Annotated in this window: 17 protein-coding genes and 1 pseudogene; 10 read left to right on the top strand and 8 right to left on the bottom strand. The window is 64.4% G+C overall.

The annotated features are described in order from the left end of the window. The first annotated feature begins 289 nt into the window (after positions 1-289). From VM780_RS08345 to VM780_RS08325, 5 genes are all read left to right on the top strand, one after another. On the top strand, positions 290-943 hold the full coding sequence (locus VM780_RS08345; protein WP_325446808.1) for a BON domain-containing protein: 654 nt from the start codon (positions 290-292) through the stop codon (positions 941-943). A gap of 103 nt (positions 944-1046) precedes the next feature. Continuing rightward, a complete protein-coding gene (locus VM780_RS08340) occupies positions 1047-2753 on the top strand; it encodes a cation:proton antiporter (protein ID WP_325446807.1) in 1707 nt (568 codons plus the stop codon). Positions 2754-2865: 112 nt separating this feature from the next. Beyond that, positions 2866-3471 carry an HdeD family acid-resistance protein gene (locus VM780_RS08335; protein WP_325446806.1) on the top strand — a complete coding sequence of 202 codons (606 nt, stop codon included), beginning with the start codon at positions 2866-2868 and terminating at the stop codon, positions 3469-3471. Positions 3472-3486: 15 nt separating this feature from the next. After that, complete coding sequence (locus VM780_RS08330; protein ID WP_325446805.1) at positions 3487-3621, top strand: hypothetical protein; 135 nt, start codon at positions 3487-3489, stop codon at positions 3619-3621. 280 nt (positions 3622-3901) lie between these two features. After that, complete coding sequence (locus VM780_RS08325) at positions 3902-4360, top strand: PRC-barrel domain-containing protein (RefSeq protein WP_325446804.1); 459 nt, start codon at positions 3902-3904, stop codon at positions 4358-4360. Positions 4361-4421: 61 nt separating this feature from the next. Here the strand turns inward: VM780_RS08325 and VM780_RS08320 are convergent, their stop codons facing one another. Then, complete coding sequence (locus tag VM780_RS08320) at positions 4422-4916, bottom strand: hypothetical protein (RefSeq protein ID WP_325446803.1); 495 nt, start codon at positions 4914-4916, stop codon at positions 4422-4424. A 98-nt stretch (positions 4917-5014) separates the two neighbouring features. On the opposite strand from VM780_RS08320, the gene VM780_RS08315 reads away from it, so the two are divergent. After that, positions 5015-5533 carry a host attachment protein gene (locus tag VM780_RS08315; RefSeq protein ID WP_325446802.1) on the top strand — a complete coding sequence of 173 codons (519 nt, stop codon included), beginning with the start codon at positions 5015-5017 and terminating at the stop codon, positions 5531-5533. A 147-nt stretch (positions 5534-5680) separates the two neighbouring features. Beyond that, entirely contained in the window at positions 5681-6685 is a 1005-nt protein-coding gene (locus VM780_RS08310) for an LLM class oxidoreductase (RefSeq protein ID WP_325446801.1), read from the top strand. On the opposite strand, the gene VM780_RS08305 is transcribed toward VM780_RS08310, so the two are convergent. The 5 genes from VM780_RS08305 to VM780_RS08285 form a co-directional block, all read right to left on the bottom strand. Then, on the bottom strand, positions 6682-7125 hold the full coding sequence (locus tag VM780_RS08305; RefSeq protein ID WP_325446800.1) for a DUF1931 family protein: 444 nt from the start codon (positions 7123-7125) through the stop codon (positions 6682-6684). The genes VM780_RS08310 and VM780_RS08305 overlap by 4 nt on opposite strands. Before the next feature lie 216 nt (positions 7126-7341). Further along, complete coding sequence (gene trxC / locus VM780_RS08300; protein ID WP_414652805.1) at positions 7342-7821, bottom strand: thioredoxin TrxC; 480 nt, start codon at positions 7819-7821, stop codon at positions 7342-7344. 1313 nt (positions 7822-9134) lie between these two features. Further along, positions 9135-10139, bottom strand: coding sequence for an HWE histidine kinase domain-containing protein (locus VM780_RS08295; protein WP_325446799.1), 1005 nt, complete (start codon positions 10137-10139; stop codon positions 9135-9137). 367 nt (positions 10140-10506) lie between these two features. Further along, on the bottom strand, positions 10507-10713 hold the full coding sequence (locus tag VM780_RS08290; RefSeq protein ID WP_325446798.1) for a hypothetical protein: 207 nt from the start codon (positions 10711-10713) through the stop codon (positions 10507-10509). Between the two features lie 79 nt (positions 10714-10792). Then, positions 10793-11512, bottom strand: coding sequence for a Crp/Fnr family transcriptional regulator (locus VM780_RS08285; protein ID WP_325446797.1), 720 nt, complete (start codon positions 11510-11512; stop codon positions 10793-10795). A gap of 636 nt (positions 11513-12148) precedes the next feature. Between VM780_RS08285 and VM780_RS08280 the strand changes: the two are divergent. Beyond that, a pseudogene (locus VM780_RS08280) lies at positions 12149-12955 on the top strand (transglutaminase-like domain-containing protein). 305 nt (positions 12956-13260) lie between these two features. On the opposite strand, the gene VM780_RS08275 reads toward VM780_RS08280, so the two are convergent. Beyond that, positions 13261-13473, bottom strand: coding sequence for a hypothetical protein (locus tag VM780_RS08275; RefSeq protein ID WP_325446796.1), 213 nt, complete (start codon positions 13471-13473; stop codon positions 13261-13263). 210 nt (positions 13474-13683) lie between these two features. Next, on the bottom strand, positions 13684-14085 hold the full coding sequence (locus tag VM780_RS08270) for a ferritin-like domain-containing protein (RefSeq protein WP_325446795.1): 402 nt from the start codon (positions 14083-14085) through the stop codon (positions 13684-13686). A gap of 315 nt (positions 14086-14400) precedes the next feature. On the opposite strand from VM780_RS08270, the gene VM780_RS08265 reads away from it, so the two are divergent. Both VM780_RS08265 and VM780_RS08260 read left to right on the top strand, forming a co-directional pair. Continuing rightward, positions 14401-14835: a hypothetical protein gene (locus VM780_RS08265; RefSeq protein ID WP_325446794.1), complete on the top strand. Its 435-nt coding sequence runs from the start codon at positions 14401-14403 to the stop codon at positions 14833-14835. A 90-nt stretch (positions 14836-14925) separates the two neighbouring features. Further along, on the top strand, positions 14926-16117 hold a 1192-nt coding region (locus VM780_RS08260), incomplete at its 3' end, for an NAD(P)H-binding protein (protein ID WP_325446793.1).

The following is a 16117-nucleotide window of genomic DNA, read 5'->3' as shown; positions in this document are numbered from 1 at the left end:
GCCTCCAAGATATTCTCCGTAACTTCGGCTTAAGCGCGCCACGAACGTACCGGCGCAGACCCTTTGAGGATACGGCGCTCCCAGGCTTCCGTCCTGCCTCGCTGATGCGGCGCCTCGCGGAGCCGCATCATTTTTTGGCGGTCATGTCCTCGGAAGACGTTCGGCCGCGACCGGCTGGGAAAAGCTGACGGCCGTCAAGGCGGCCCTGCAACGTTCAAGCCAGCCTGAGGCTACGCAGCGCGACCGGCGCCTGCGGTTCCAAAGCTGTTCGAGAGCACGGGAGAGCGAGATGAAATCCGACGCCGACATCAAACGCGACGTGGAAGCCGAACTCAAATGGGATGCCGATATCGACGCGACCGACATCGCCGTGGCGGTCAAAGGCGGGGTCGTCACCCTGACCGGCTTCGTCCGTAGCTATACGCAGAAATGGCAGGCCGAACGGGACGTGAAGCGCGTCAGCGGCGTAATGGGCTTGGCGAACGACATCGAAGTGCGTCTGCCGATCGGCAGCGAGCGGCCGGATCCGGAGATCGCGCGCGACGCGGTGGAGGCGCTCAAGAACGAGCTGCCCTTCTCGCATGAGAACATGAAGGTGGTGGTGAAGAACGGCTGGGTCACGCTCGAAGGCAATGCGGAGTGGAACTACCAGCGTACGCGCGCGGAAGACGCCGTGCGGCGCGTTCGCGGCATCAAGGGCGTCAGCAACATGATCGTCCTCAAGCCGCGCGCCGCCGCGACCGAGATCAAGGCGAAGATCGAGGAGGCCTTTCGGCGCAACGCGGAAATCGACGCCAATCAGATCACTGTCGAAGCGCACGGGAGCGAAGTGATCCTCAAGGGCTCCGTCAGATCATGGGCCGAGCGGCAGGAAGCGGAACGCGCCGCCTGGCGCGCCCCCGGCGTCACCAAGGTCGAGAACCGTATCACGATCCGGGTCTGATCTTGAGGCGACTTCGGTTCGAGGCGGCCCGGCGGACACACGTCGGGCCGAACGTCTGACCCGCTGACACCGCATGCGGCCAGTTCGGGAACCACGTCCCGCCATGAATGACGCCCTGCTCACCCAAAGCCTGCTGTTGGTTCTCGCGTCGGCCCTCGCCGTCGGCTTGCTCGCAGCGTGTGGGATGCCGGCCGTCATGGGCTATCTGGCCGCCGGAGTGGCGATCGGCCCGCATGCTCTCGACCTGATCGCAGCGGGCGAGGAGACGCGCTTCCTGGCCGAGCTCGGCCTCGTCTTTCTGATGTTCACGGTGGGGCTGGAGTTCTCGCTGTCGACGCTGCTCGCAGCGCGGTACGACGTGCTGCTCGCCGGCGGGCTGCAGGTCGGCGCGACGATGGCTGCGGTGGCGACGCCGTTATGGCTGCTCGGTCTCGACCTGCGGCTTTGCGTGCTGCTCGGCGGCGCAGTCGCGATGTCGTCCACCGCGATCGCCGCCAAGCAGCTCGCCGAACAGGGCGAGATCAGCACGCAGCATGGCAGGGCCGCCATAAGCATCCTGCTGTTCCAGGATCTCGCGACCATCCCCTTGCTCGTGCTGCTCGACAGCTGGTCGAGACAAGACGCCGTCGCGCCGCTCGACCTCGCCAGGCATCTCGGGCTGGCGGCTCTCGCCCTCGCCGCCGCCGCGGTGATCTCGCGCCCCGTGGTGCGCACGCTGTTCGCCGGGGTGGTGAAGTCCCGCTCCAACGACCTGTTCCTGCTCACTGCGCTTCTTGTGGCGCTGGGCGCCGCTTATCTCGTTCATCTCGCCGGCCTCGCGCTGCCGGTCGGCGCCTTCATCGCCGGCATGGTGATCGGCGAGAGCGATTTCCGCTATCGGGTCGAAGACGACGTCCGGCCTTTCCGCGACGTGCTCGTCGGGCTGTTCTTCATCACCATCGGCATGTCGCTCGATCCCAATCTGATCCTCGAGCATCCGGCCGCCATTCTCGCCTGGATGGCCGTGTTTCTTGTCGGAAAACCGATCGTCACCCTCGGCGTTTGCCTGCTCCTCGGCCGCCCGTTCGCGACCTCGCTGCGGATCGCGGTCATCCTCGGTCACGGCGGAGAATTCGGGCTTCTCCTGCTGACGCTCGCCATCGCGGCCGGGCTGATGCCCGCAGCGATCGGTCAGCCCGCGCTGATCGCTCTGGCGCTGACCATGGGGCTCGCGCCGTTGATCATCCAGCGCAACGCCATGTTCGGACGGCTTTCCGAGCGCCGTTGGGCGCGGATGACGGCCGGTGAAACGGAGATTCGCGCTAAAACGGTGGGACTTGATGGCCATATCGTGCTGTGCGGCTGCGGCCGCGTCGGTCGCCTGGTGGCGACGGCTCTGGAAGCCGCGAAGCTCCCGCACATCCTGATCGAGTCCGACCACGCGCGCTTCAAGGAAGCTCAGCGCCTCGGCCACAATGTCGTCCATGGCGACGCTGGCCACCACCGCATTCTCTCGGCTGCCGGCATCGCGAGCGTCAAGCTGGTGATCGTCACCTTCGACCATCGCCCGATCGTCGAGCGCATCATGACCTTCGCACGTGGGCAGAACCCATCCGTCGCCTGCATCGTCAGCACTAACGACGATCGTGGCGTCGCCGATTTCGTCGAGGCTGGCGCAAGCGTCGTATTTCCCGAGAATCTGGCGGCCGGCCTCGGCCTCGCCGACCAGACCCTGCTGCTTTCCGGGCTCACGCAGGAGGAAGCAGGGAGCGTCGTCACCGCATTGCGCGCCGAAATCAGTCCCGAGCTGCGCGACCGCGTCGGCATCTGAGCGACGCCAGCGGAAGACGGGGAGTTGACGACCGTCAAGGTCGCGCGCCCAGCCGATCGCTACGCTTAAGCGCGAATGAATTTCAGGCGCAAGCAAACTGCGGAGGCGCGCCATGATCAAGATCCAGTGGGTCGGTTCCCGCATCGGCTCCATGAACGCCATGCTTGCCGACAACTGGTGGGCGGTCGGGCTGCGCGGTCTCCTCGCCGTCGTGCTCGGCGCAGTCGCTTTCGCCATGCCCGGCGCGGCGATGTTGGCTGTCGTGCTCATCTTCGCCGCCTACAGCCTGGCGGACGGAATCCTCAACATCGTGCTTGCGGTTCGCGGCGCCCGGAAAGGCGAACGCTGGGGACTGCTTCTCCTCAACGGCCTGTTCGGAGCGCTGGTCGGCGTGGTGACGGCGATCTGGCCGGGCATCACGGTGATCGCGTTCGTCTTCGTGGTCGGCGCGTGGGCGCTGATCTCCGGCGCCCTGATGCTCGGCGCCGCGCTCAGCCTGAAGATCAGCCACGGACGGTGGATATCGGTCGTCGGCGGGGTCGCCTCGCTCATCTACGGCGTGCTGCTGTTCGCCGCGCCGGACATTGGCGCGCTGGTGCTCACCTTGTGGATGGCCGCCTATTCACTGGTGCTGGGAGCAATCCTCATTGGCCTGGCCTTCCAGCTTCGGAAACATCGTGGCGAGCGCACGCCCGGCCGACTGGCGGCGTCAGCGTGACCGCGGGCGGCGACTATGACCCAAATTCTTGAGAAGGGCGCTCAGGGCCCTGACTTCACCCTCCACGTCACCCCCGACCAGACGCTCTCGCTCAACGAATTCGCCGGCGCCGGGTGGCGCCAGAGTGCTTCAGCCGCGAACCTCGCGTAGCCGTCCGGCGCTCCTCTCTGGCCGCTGCATCCGCCTGCAGCTGACTTCATCGGCGGCGTCCGCAGCGGCGTTATTGGAACGCGCACCTTCTTCATCCACGGCGCGCGCTATGACGACACTAACGGGGTGTTTGGACTTGGCGAGGCCATCGATCGGCTCCTTCCGGCGACGATCGGATAAGTCATTTTGAGGAACTGACGGTCGTCAACGCACGCCGCCTTCGGAAATGATCACGTGGGCTCCTCTCGGAAGTGCCAATCCCCTGAGACAAGAGGATACCATGTCATCCACCAAACAATCGTCACAGGCCGATCAAGCGGGCGAAGGCAGATCCTTCTGCGATCGCAGCTTAGATCGTCGCGCCGCATCGGCTTATGTCCTGTCGACAGCGGCCATATTATTTGCGGGGTCCGTGGGCTCCGTACAGGCGCAGGCCGTTCGCCTCGTGGCCGTCGACGTGAAAACCGTCGCGGAAGGCTATCAGGCGTCCAAACTCATCGGCGCGAAGGTCGAGAACGACAAGAACGAAAAAATTGGGTCGCTGGACGATCTCATCATCACAAAGGAGCGGGAGCTGGTCGCCATTCTCCAAGTGGGCGGCTTCCTGGGGCTGGGCGGCCACTTGGTCGCGGTTCCCTACACCAGTCTCAACATCAGCGATGACGGCGCCAAGATCACGCTCGGCGGCGGCTCAAAGGAGGCCCTCGGGAAGCTGCCGGAATTCCAGTACAAAAAGTGATGTCGACCCATCGCTAGACGCCGCCGTCACGCGCTGATTATGACCCCGCGCAGACGGAAATTCAGTGCAGATTAGATCTGTCTGCCCTGAACTGGACGACGAGGCTCCGGTGCAACAGGGCGAAGCCCTGCATGACGCCAAGATAGTTGGCGCTTCGAGCGGCAAATTGATGCGCAATCTGCATCAGTTCAGGATTAGACTTCTCAAGGCTATCCATTGAGCGGAGCGTGAACGCCTTGGGGCCATGCTCGTCGATCTCCAAGACGATCTGCTCCCGCGTCTGCGGGTCGACCCGCGGGAGCGCGCTCATCGTCTGATGTCCCAGTGCGACGGCGGCCTCAAACGAGAGCGCCCTGTAGAACATGCCGAAGCCGGCCATCACCCTTCGCGCCTCGCCGACATCTTCAGCGCATTTCAGCGCCATCTCCAAAAGCTCCGGATTGTCGCGCCGCATGGCTTCGACGATCTCCGTCATGCAGGCGTCGGGACCAAGATCATCGAACTCGCGGGCGATGTGCTCCCGCGTCAGTTCAGACACATGGGGAAGAAAACTCATCAGCGACGTGTTCCTATGAGCGGCAGCCTGCCAGCCCCTTATGTGGGCATGATCGCCTTGGGCAAAGCTAGCTCGTCGGTGCGGCGAAACCAGCCATTATGGTGCCTCGACCCGCCAAAACTGACGATCGTCAGAGCGGGTGCGAAAGCTCGTGTCACAATTACGATTATGAAAAAGGGCAAGACGATACTGGTCTGCGACAGCCGAAAAGCCCTGCTTTTCGACGATTTCGGCTCTTTGCTTCGACCGCGTCTGCGAGTGCGCGGCGTGTTTCAGGCGTCCGACACCCACCCACCGGCAAACAGGGCGCCGACCGTCCCGGCCGCGCTTTTCAAAGCGTTGGGCGCCAACGCAGCGCTATGGAGCAGACCGACTGGCATCGGCTCGGCAAGGAACGCTTTGCGCATGAGATCGCCGCCGCGCTCGTGAAGATCGAGGCGGCGCACGGGGCGCATCAGCTGACGCTCGTGGCGCCGCCTGCTTTCCTCGCGTTCCTGCGCGAAGCGCTGCCTGTTCAGATCAGGCTGCAAGCGCGATCGATCACCAAGGATCTGATCGGGCTGCGGGTCGAAGAGATCGCACGCCGTCTTGCGACCGCCCGAAGCGCGGTTGGGTGATTCCGCCCGCGCTAGCGCTGAAGCGTGAAAAGACGAAGAGCCCCAAGGATGGTCGCTAGTCACGACGTCGCAGCTTCCTCTCTCGTTTGTTGAAACCACTGACGATTGTCATGGCGCGGCTGCGCTCCCCGTTCAGGATGAGGCGTCATGCTGAAGGTCAACAGAGCTGCGTCCGTCAGCGAGTCCGCCGGCTTCCGGCGCATGTTCTCGCCTCGCCAGCTGTCGCTCGGGCTGTTCTTCCCGATCGAGGCGTTCGAGAGGGACGAGCCCAGCATGCGCGATCAGCCGCGGCTCGCCCGGCGCGCCGAGGAACTCGGCTTTGCCGGCGTGTGGACACGAGACGTGCCTCTGCGAGATCCGAGTTTCGGAGATCTCGGCCAGATCTACGATCCATGGGTGTGGCTGGGCTGGATCGCTGCGCATACCTCGAAGATCGCGCTTGCGACCGGATCAATCATTCTCCCCTTGCGCCACCCGCTCCACACCGCAAAGGCGTCCGCGTCGGTCGACCAACTGACGGGCGGGCGCTTCGTCCTCGGCGTCGCTTCCGGCGATCGCCCAGTCGAGTTTCCGGCGTTCGGCGTCGACTGGGATCAGCGCGACGTCCTCTTTCGCGAGAACCTGTCGACGATACGCAGGGTGCTCATGGAGGAATTTCCAAGCGTCCAGTCGAGCTATGGCGCCTTGGTGGGAACGGCGGACCCCGTGCCCAAGCCCGTCTCTCGCCTGCCGATCCTGATCACGGGTTCGAGCCGCCAGAGCTTCGAGTGGATCGCCGAAAACGCGGACGGCTGGATCACCTATCCACGCGGCCTCGCGCGGCAGGCGGAGCTGGTCGCGAAATGGCGCGCAGCGGTGGAGGTCAGGTCGCCTGGCGTGTTCAAGCCCTTCGTGCAGTCGCTCTACGTCGACCTGGCCGACGAGCCGACCGAGCCGCCCCGACCGATTCACCTCGGGTTCCGGGCCGGCCGCGACTTCATGCTCGCCTTCCTGAACGAACTCGCCGACGCCGGCGTCAATCACGTCATCCTCAACCTCAAATATAGCCGGCGCGATGCGGCCGAGGTGTTGGAGGAGATCGGCCGAGAGGTGCTCCCCCGCCTGGGCGAAGGCGGGGGGACGCCGCCCCTCGAGGAGGCGAGTACACGCTAGAGCAGCAGGTCGAACAGGCGATACGCCCGGTCCCAATCCTTAGTCTGTGGATTCTTGAGATCCTGGTCGACGATCTTGAAGGTATCCGAGAGCGCGAGGCACAGTCCTCCGGCGATCTCGGGAAATCGCGCCTCGGTTTCGTCGCCGATCGCCAGATCGGTCTGCGGCAACGCTATCAGCCCGCCCAGGTAATCCGTAAGCTGCAACTCCGCGTTGACGGGCCGGAACCGGTGGATCGTCTCCTGGAGACCTTTTGTGATCGGAAGGTCCCAAGGCTCGACCACGTCGCGGTTGTTCGCCTTGGCGTTCGCCTCGCCGCGAACGACAAGGTCCTGGACCTTCTGACGAACGAAGTTCTCGAGCCGTTCGAGATCGCTCTTATCGAGATCGAGAGCGCTCTCCTGTCGAAACATCTTCTCTAGCCGATGAACGGTCGCCATTGCGCGCCTCCCAAGCTGGACGGCCGGACATGTACGCCATCCGTCCGACCCCGGCCTTGACGATCGTCAGGGCGGCCGGCCGCCGCTTCGATCCGAAGACTGCGCCACCGACCATTTTTTGGCAGGCGCATCTGTGCTCGGCAGATCGACGGGAGCGGATGGCCCAGAGCGGCACTTGTCGGCTTCGTCACTGACAGAGGGTGTGCAAGGGAGTTCTCAGGCCCGCTTCAGCGCCTGCTCGACCCAATCGACGATCGCCGCCGTCGGCATCGCGCCTGACGTGCGAGCGATCTCCTCGCCTTTCCTGATCATGATCATGCTCGGAATGCTGCGAATCCCGTAGCGCCCCGCAATGGCGGGTTCCGCCTCGGTGTCGAGTTTGCCGAGCCGCACCCGCGGCTCCAGCCGCGGCGCCGCCCTCTCGAAATTGGGCGTCATCGTCCGGCACGGACCGCACCATTCCGCCCAGAAGTCGATCACGACCGGAAGGTCGCTCCTGAGCGCGTGCGAATCGAAGGTGGCGCCGGTGAGATCGACGACCTTGCCGGTGAAGAGCGGGGCATGACACTTCCCACATTTCGGGCTGCGGTCGAGTTTTGCGCGGGGGACGCGGTTCACTGATGCATCGACCGGACAGGCGACCAACAGCATCTCGGCAGATGCTTCCTGTCGGCGGTCGGCGGTCGAGTCGGACATCTGGGTCTCCTTGCCACGCCGCGGCGGGCCGTGTGCAGTCGCAGCAGCGCGCTGTCTCGCGGATCTGTGCCGAGAAGCGCCCGCCGGGCCTTTCGATGAAATCCGCCTTCGGGATGCGGATCCCTTCCGCAATGACTGAAAACGCAGTCAAGCCTGCTGGCGCCGACCTTCTCCCCCGCCGTATCACCGGATCATCCCGGCCGAACGGACGCAGCGCGGTCATATCCGCCTGCGGCCGTTGAGCCAACGATCTGCAGGGCCTTGTACCGAACTGGCGCCGGTCCGGCATTGACGAGCGTCAGGAATCGAGCGCGACCGGACACCCGCCGATACGTCCGCCTCCGCACGACGAGCGCTGGCCGAGCGCTGGCCGAGCGCCGTCGCTGTTTTCGGCGGCGGGCGGAGTGGCAGCGGAAGTTCAGTCGAAGATCAACTTGTGGCAAGGCGCCGCGACTTGAACGCCAATGGCGCTCCTACTATCGCAGATCGGCGTCGAGCAGGGCCGCAACGTCGCTGACCGGGAAGCCTGGCCGATCGTCGAACGTTCCTTTTCTCGGCCATGACACAGCTAAATCATTAAACCGAGACGACGTCCTCCGATATTCCCTGACCGTTTGCGACGGCCTTCGGGACGATGACGACGGGGTGCGCATCCGGATGCCATCGTGTCCCCAATAGCAGCGATGCCCTTCTGTGCTGTCGGACTGCCGACATCTTCAATAGCGGCTATGAGTCGAGCGCGGGCACTTGTTTGAACCCGGCATAAATCACCCACGCGAGTTCACCGGCTCGAACCAGGAACCCAAGTTCTTCGCGAAGCCGTTGACGATCAGCTGTTTGTACGACTGCGTACGTCCGCGTAGGAGTATACAGCTTCGGAGAACGCGCCGCGCCAGAGAGCCAAAACCTGCAGGACGCTCTGTCAGGAGCGTACACAGCTCGCCCGCGGAGCGTTTGTGCTTCCTGGGGATCTCTACCGCGCGCCGGATGCGGAGAGAAACGTCCGGGGTTGCGGCTTGGCGGAGGGAGCGGAACTGGGATCGAACCTTCTCTAGTCCTGCGCCAGTTCGTGGAGGCGAGGGAGCGAGGACCCGGCGGCCCTTTCGGGGAGAACCAGGGGCTCCCGTGGAACGGGCGCCTCCCGCCTTACGGCCTGAGGGCAAGCCTCGACGCGACCAGCGTGGGCGGTGAGCCGTAGGGCGAACCGTCTCCGCGCCACGAGCGGCGACCGACTCCAGGGACCTCCGGCACGGGCGTGACGCTTCGTGTCCAAGATCGACATCCAGCAGGCGTGACGCGCCCCGCTAGGCGTCTCAGGCCGTGCGCGAGGCTGCCTTGAGCGGTATCACGATCTCGGTCTTCAAACCGGTCGGCGCAAACTCTTGCTCCACCTGACCACCGAGGCTGTAGGTGGTGGCGGACTTGATGAGCTGCGCGCCATAGCCCGCGCGCGAGGGCGGATTTACAGGCGGGCCGCCGCTCTCGACCCATTCAAGCCGAAGTTCTCCGCCTGCGCCCTCGATTCGCCAGCCCACGCGCACCCGGCCCTCGGGCGCCGACAGCGAGCCGTATTTAGCCGCGTTGGTCGCAAGCTCATGCAAGACAAGGCTGAGCGACATCATCGCCCGAGGAGCCAACTCCACATCGCCGTCAGGGTCGATCGCGATCTTTTCGGGACTGCCCTTGTAAGGGGCTAGCGCGCGTTCGACCAGTTCGGCGAGGCTGCTCCTGGTCTGCTCCAGGAAGGCCATGTCGTGCGCTTCCACCAGAGCGTTGAACCGGCCAAGAAAGGCGTCGCGATACTCCTCCGCCGAACGCCCTTCCGCGGCGGTCTGGTGCGCGATCGCGGTCGCGAGTGCGAGCAGGTTCTTCATCCGGTGCCGCATTTCGTCGAACAGCATGTCCTTCGCGACGTCTCGGCGGTGGGACTCGGTCACGTCGACGATGGACAGCAGCATGGAGCGGACGCCGTCGTCGGGATGGATCAGCCTTCGAGCCGTCACAAGCATCGTTCTTCGGCCGATCTCGGGAAATTCGTGCTCGATCCGATAGTCGATCACCGCGGCGCTTCTGGGGATGACGTTCAGCAGTAGCTCACGAAGATCCGGATCGTCCCACTGACCGTTGCCGATCTGGTGAAGATGCCGGCCGACGGTCTCGTAACGATCGACTCTGAAGGTCTGATAGAATGAGCGGCTCGCATTTTGGATGCGGAGGTTTTCATCGAGCACGAGCAATGGATCGGGAACGGTGTCCACGATCCCTTGGGCCTCGATGTGACTGGTGCGCAGCAGGCGGTAAAGATCTTCGACGTTCATCGTGGGCCCCGGATAACGGGCGACACCATAGAGCCGCGCCTCATCCGGCGAAATGGGGCGTTCGCGAGGCGTGCAACCCCCCGCACTCGGCGGGGCGGGGTTGAAAGGCCAGCGCGCGGTCGTCGAAGCTCAGGCAATCAGCCAGGCCCGCGCGAGAATCGCCACGATCCGCTGCCGTCGTGAGCCACGGCCGCCGCCATTCCGTCGGGCCTCGTGGTCAGACCCGTCTCGGCGCATGGCTTCAGCCGGTAACCTGTCGAGAGCGCGGGCAAGCGACTGCGAGTGGCGAGGACCCGTCTCCGCCGATGACCCTAAAGGCAATGAGTGCCTGCCCTTTGACGGATAAGTTGAGCGGTTCGTCACAGGCTCAGAGCATTACCGGCACGCGAGCGGCTACGGCCGCCTCGGCCAGCCAGCCGGCGATCTGCTGGGCGGAGGCGTTCACCCCCTGGGACTGCGCAATCAGGTCGGCCAGAAAGCGGGCGTCGAGTGTGACCTGATGATCAATCGCGAAGGCGACAGCCTGCCTAATCTTCTCGTCGGCGATGGTTTCTGTGTCGAGCCGAGCTCTCATTGGAGCCTCCGGGAGCGTTTGTCCCTGGCACCATAGAACCTGCCCGCGGCTTGGCTGTTCGGTAGCGAACCTGCCGCGTCTAAGCGTCAGAAGGTCTAGCGGGCCACTCGAAACGCCTGCGCACCATTTCGTAGCATTCGCAGGCGGCCGCCTCGAGGCCTGTTCGGTCGAGCACGCGCATGCTTCCCTTCTCGTGCCGAACGAGTCCTGCATGCCTCAGTGCGGCGAGCGCAAGAGACACTCCAGGACGCTGCACCCCGAGCATCATCGACATGAACTCATGCGTCATCGAGAAGTCATGGCCGCCGACCCGATCGTCTGTCATCAGGATCCAACGAGCGAGGCGCTGCTCGATTTGATGCCGGCCATTGCAGGCGGCGGTCTGCGAGACTTGGAAGTGGTACGAGTCGACGTACCGGAGGATCAGCGGCATGAGCGAAGGGGCATCCGTCAAAGCAGCCCGCAGCGATGAAACGGGTAGGCGCAGCGCGGCGCCTTCAACCTGGACCAGCGCTTCAAAGGGCGAGGTCGGAGCCCCAAGGAACGCAGACACGCCGGCTACGCCCTCATGGCCGACCAGCCCCACTTCAGTCTGCGCTCCGTCGCTCATTGCTGCGAGCATGGAGACGGTGCCCGCCTCGACAAAGTGAATGCCGGTGACCGGCTCCCCGGCGGACCAGAGGACGCTCTTGAAGGGGAGCTCGGCCCTGATCAACTTTGACCATAGCCGCTCCATTTCCGCGTCAGGCAGAGCACGGAGGATCCGATTAGCGGAAACTTGCGGCTTAGTCGCGTGCATGAGCGCTCCCGGCTTTGGCGGGAGCGGTGACGGCCCTCAGTCGGCCCGTGCCCGTGGAGGGAGCCGATCGACTCAATGTGGTGCTGAACGACGGTTCCACAAGGGGTGGTTGCAAGGCGATCCGCTGAGGCCGCTACAGGAGGCCTGCGAGCCGGCGGATCATGTTCGAAGCAGGGATGTTCAGGCCACATGCAAGAGGTCTAATGCGAGGATCCTTGATGTCTTACAGGATAGTCGCCACCGCCGGCCAGAAAGCGGCAATTGTAAGCGTTTCGTCCGTGCTCGACGCGCTGAGGGTGGCGCGGACACACGTCAGTGACCGTGGACTCAAGGTCACGATCGTGGCTGGGGATGGCTGGACCCTGAGCCTGGAGGAGTTGGAGGAACTCGCGAGGCCTTGAACCTGAGCGCTACCCTGTTCGCTACGCGTTCGGTGTCTGAAAGTCGCGGGGTCACACAGCGTGCACGTGCCGGGTCAGGCCCTTCCGCAGACATAACAATACACGTCGTTCTTCGGATTGAGCTCTGAACCGGAATTGGCCCGTCGGTTTTCTCATCTGCGGTCTATCTCGCAAACCAGTCGCCCTGTCGCCGTCGCCCGATCGGCCGGGATCGCGCGCTGAGGGAGGAGAATGCATGCGGATTCGCGTCGGCTGCGAAATGACCTATGACTTCGGGCAAGTCACTCCGATGATCGTGACCCTCAACGTCCACTCGTCGCGTGTGTCCGACCTTGAGCGGCCGGACTACCTCGTCACCAGTCCCGCCGCGCACATCGAAGGTTACCGGGACACCTTCGGCAACTGGTGCAACCGCGTCATTGCGCCGGCCGGCCGCTTTGCGCTGAGCACGGAGACCGTTGTTCGCGACCTCGGCCTCTGGGACGCGAGCGATCCTGGCGCACAGCAGATCCCGGTCGAGCGACTTCTTGCGGACACGTTGCTTTTCCTGTTGGGCAGCCGCTATTGCGAGACGGATCGCCTTTCACACCTCGCGTGGAGCTTGTTCGGCCAAGCGCCGCCTGGCTGGGCACGGGTCGAGGCGATCTGCAACTAAGTGAATCGCCACATCACCTTTGGCTACGAGTTCTCCCGCGCGACACGCACCGCCGTCGAGGCGTTCGATGAGCGGAAGGGCGTCTGCCGAGACTACGCCCGCCTGGCGATTACCTTCTGCCGGTGCCTGAATATTCCAGCGCGGTACTGCACAGGCTATGTCAGCGACATCGGCCTCCCGCCGCCTCACGCTCCGCAGGACTTTGCGGCGTGGATGGAGGTCTTTCTTGACGGCCACTGGCACATGTTCGACCCCCGGAACAACAATCCCCGCATTGGTCGCATCCTCATCGCGCGAGGCCGCGACTCGCCCGACGTGCCACTCACGCTCACCTTCGGCGCAGGCGTCCTGACGGCGTTCCGCGTCATCACCGAGCCCGCCGTCTAAGACTAACCGGCTTCAACGATACCGCCCTCGCTGAGGCAGAAGCGCCCGGGGGCAACGGGAGGTCAGCCGGTACTAAGCTCGCGATAAGGCTGCCTACCCTCACGCTCGGCGCCTTCGGACGAAAGCCGGTGACGACGCTGACCTGCTGCTCCTTTGGGCTCTGGAGATGTAGTGAACGATTATGCGGCTTCACCGCGGCGCGATGATGCGGCTAACGCAGACGACTTCCTCCTCACAGCGCCACCCTGCGAAACGAGGCCGCGCACTAGCGGCGGCCAGAATAGGCCTTCGGGCGGCGTGCAGCCTTAGTCCGTCTTGCCCGGCGGCGCTGGGCTACGCTCAGAAGCATAGGTCTCGAATTCGGCTGGCGATAACTCCCTGCCATCCGGAACCTCAACGATAACCTCTGCCTTGCCGCGTTTCACGTACTCTCGGACCAGTCGCACTGCATCGAGCGATGTGACCGTGACAGTGGCTTCAGGCGCACCGCCGATCTCGGCGATCACTGTGTAGGACATAGGGTGCCCTCCTCAGGTGAAGGCGCATCCTAGCCCTCCGAGCGTCATGCGCAACCGATCACCTGATCCATCTCCTGAGGAGTGGCACGGCGGAGAAATCGTCTGCCTCCGGCTGCCCTGGAGGCGCGGGAGCGTGGAGCCAGCGGTCCTTTCGGGCCCCGGAGCTCTCCGTGCGCCGCCGCGTGTCCTGACAGCCGGTTGTCTCAGCGGTCAGCCTTCTCGCCAGCCGCCGAGAGCGCGAGGAACCTCGTGGTGATCGCGGGAATCCTGCTTTCGACCCAAGACGCCATCTCTAGCTCTTCCCCCAAGGGTCGCTTTCAATGGCTCCAGCGCATTGGTGAAGGACCCTGCTTCCGCCATCGCAATGAGAGAGCGATAGCTTGCAGCCTCAAAGTTCTCGAAAGCGAAGTTAGCGAAAGTGTTTTTGAGGATCTCGTCGCCGGCTATGCTGTGGCCCAGGGCAGCGAGATTGCCGCTCATCGATAGAGCTACGTCTTTGAGCGACGAGTGACTCTCTCCGAGGGAGTCAAGAATCGTCTCCAGCCGTTCGATCTGAACCTCGGTCTCGCGATGGTGCTGGCGAAGCCGCTCGGCCACATCGTCATAATTCATCAGGCGGTCGAGCTGCCGATTGATCAGCGCCTCTGTGAACAGAGGACGCCGCGAGCGCTTGGTACAGCCTTTCGCGTCATTGCCTCAGCGTGAAGGGAAGTGCGAGATGTTGGAAATTCGGCGCACTGCTCGATCGCTATGCGCGTTCTCGTGTGCCGGTCTTAGGTTGTCCAGCGGATGGCTGGCTCTAGATCTGATTTTGCTGCTTCCGGATTGGGCTGGTGGCCTTGCAGGGCGCGGAGGACCATCTTGGGCAACGAATTTCGCACTCGTCTGCTCCTCGGGGGCCTTGCGGGATGCGCCGCGACCGCCGTCATGACCCTCTCGATGACCCGCATGCACCGTTCTCTGCCTCTGAAGTTCAGATATCCGCTGCCGCCGAAGGAGATTGTAGACGCCGCCTTCGAGGTCCGGAGCCAGGAGGGGGCGAAGGATCTGGCGATGCTTGGTCATTTCATCTACGGAGGGATAGCGGGCGCCTTGCTCGCCTCCCTGGCGCCTCGGATTAAACCAGCGGCGGCTGCGGGCGGCGGAATAGCCATATGGGCCGGGAGCTATTTGGGGTGGGTCCCCTGGGCTAGGATCCTCACACCGCCGTCGAGACATCCGGCGTCGCGCACGGCGCTGATGATCGCAGCTCACGCGATCTGGGGCGCGGCGACGGCTCTAATCCTCGCCGAGCTGACACGTGCGCGGCGGACGATTCTATGCACCGGCCCCGCCCTCGATGCACCGAGCCGGAACAGCTGACGTGCCGATCCACTTCGAGAAGATGGGGAGCCGCTTAGGTGCTGCTTCTTCGAAGGCAACCTTTCCTCGGATGGGGTCCGGACGTAAAACATGAACCGCGGCGCCGACAGCTCGATGAACGTGCTCGTTATCGGAGGCTCCGGGCTTATCGGATCCGAGGTGATCGCTCGACTGATCGCGGGCGGCTTCGAGGTCACCGGCGTCGCCAGACGGACTGATCAGGCTAGCCGCCGGTTCCCGCAAGCGCGCTGGCTATCGCTGGACATCGCGGGGTGCAAAGCCTCGACCGATTGGGCTCCGCACCTCGCGGGGATAGACGCGGTTGTGAACTGCGCGGGCGCGCTGCAGGACGCCCCGGGGGAGGACGTGAAGAGCGTTTTCGCCGACTCCGTCGCCGCGCTCGCCAGCGCCTGCGCAGAGGCCGGCGTCCGGCGGGTCGTCCACCTCTCCGCTGTCGGGGTGGATCGAGGCGCTGCGAGCGCGTTCTCCGCCGCAAAGATCGACGGTGACAGGGCTCTCATGGCGAGCGCCCTTGAATGGATCATCCTGCGGCCTTCGGTGGTTCTTGGCCGCCGGGCGTATGGCGGCAGCGCCCTGATCAGGGGGCTCGCGGGTCTGCCCGTCCTTCCGGCCATGCCGGGAACCGGTCCCCTTCAGGTCGTGCATCTCGACGACGTTGCCGACGCGATCCTGTTCTTCCTGTTCCCTGGAGCGCCAAGCCGGGTCGCACTCGAACTCGCCGGGCCCGAACCACTTTCATTGGTGGAGATCGTGCAGGCTTATCGCGGTTGGCTCGGCCTCCCGAGGGCGCGCGTCATCCCGCTGCCATCGGCCTTGGCCTCCATGCTCTACCGCCTGGGCGACCTCGTTGGACTGCTCGGCTGGCGTCCACCGATGCGCAGCACGGCGCAGCGCGAGATCGTGCGGGGAGCGGTCGGAGATCCGGGAGAGTGGATGCGGCTCACCGGGGTGCAGCCGAAGAGCGTCTCCGTTAGCCTCGCAGCCGAGCCGGCCGGCGTTCAGGAGCGCTGGTTCGCCTCGCTCTACTTCCTCAAGCCCGTGGTGTTCAGCGTCTTCTCGTTGTTCTGGATCGCGACCGGCCTGACCTCGATCGGCCCGGGTTACGAGGCAGGCGTTACGCTGATGGAGCGCGGCGGCGCGGGCGGCTTCAGCGGCCCTTCCGTCATCGCCGGCGGGCTTGCGGACCTTTTGATCGGGATCGGCATAGCCTTCAGGCGCACCGCGCGAATGGCGCTCTACGCGGCGATCGCCATCTCGCTGT

Origin of the sequence: Hansschlegelia sp. (assembly GCF_035538955.1) — a bacterium.
Lineage (GTDB): Bacteria > Pseudomonadota > Alphaproteobacteria > Rhizobiales > Methylopilaceae > Methylopila.
The sequence above is the reverse complement of the archived record's forward strand: the minus strand, read 5'-3'. Positions and strand labels throughout refer to the sequence as shown.

Coding starts and splice junctions, on each gene's coding strand:
- VM780_RS08305 (WP_325446800.1), bottom strand. CDS start 7,125: ATGGCGACCGTTCATCGGCTAGAGAAGATGTTTCGACAGGAGAGCGCT.
- VM780_RS08270 (WP_325446795.1), bottom strand. CDS start 14,085: ATGAATTATGACGATGTGGCCGAGCGGCTTCGCCAGCACCATCGCGAG.
- VM780_RS08315 (WP_325446802.1), top strand. CDS start 5,015: ATGGTGCCTCGACCCGCCAAAACTGACGATCGTCAGAGCGGGTGCGAA.
- VM780_RS08320 (WP_325446803.1), bottom strand. CDS start 4,916: ATGAGTTTTCTTCCCCATGTGTCTGAACTGACGCGGGAGCACATCGCC.
- VM780_RS08330 (WP_325446805.1), top strand. CDS start 3,487: ATGACCCAAATTCTTGAGAAGGGCGCTCAGGGCCCTGACTTCACCCTC.
- VM780_RS08335 (WP_325446806.1), top strand. CDS start 2,866: ATGATCAAGATCCAGTGGGTCGGTTCCCGCATCGGCTCCATGAACGCC.
- VM780_RS08310 (WP_325446801.1), top strand. CDS start 5,681: ATGCTGAAGGTCAACAGAGCTGCGTCCGTCAGCGAGTCCGCCGGCTTC.
- VM780_RS08265 (WP_325446794.1), top strand. CDS start 14,401: ATGACCCTCTCGATGACCCGCATGCACCGTTCTCTGCCTCTGAAGTTC.
- VM780_RS08325 (WP_325446804.1), top strand. CDS start 3,902: ATGTCATCCACCAAACAATCGTCACAGGCCGATCAAGCGGGCGAAGGC.
- VM780_RS08340 (WP_325446807.1), top strand. CDS start 1,047: ATGAATGACGCCCTGCTCACCCAAAGCCTGCTGTTGGTTCTCGCGTCG.
- VM780_RS08285 (WP_325446797.1), bottom strand. CDS start 11,512: ATGCACGCGACTAAGCCGCAAGTTTCCGCTAATCGGATCCTCCGTGCT.
- VM780_RS08275 (WP_325446796.1), bottom strand. CDS start 13,473: ATGTCCTACACAGTGATCGCCGAGATCGGCGGTGCGCCTGAAGCCACT.
- trxC (WP_414652805.1), bottom strand. CDS start 7,821: ATGTCCGACTCGACCGCCGACCGCCGACAGGAAGCATCTGCCGAGATG.
- VM780_RS08345 (WP_325446808.1), top strand. CDS start 290: ATGAAATCCGACGCCGACATCAAACGCGACGTGGAAGCCGAACTCAAA.
- VM780_RS08295 (WP_325446799.1), bottom strand. CDS start 10,139: ATGAACGTCGAAGATCTTTACCGCCTGCTGCGCACCAGTCACATCGAG.
- VM780_RS08290 (WP_325446798.1), bottom strand. CDS start 10,713: ATGAGAGCTCGGCTCGACACAGAAACCATCGCCGACGAGAAGATTAGG.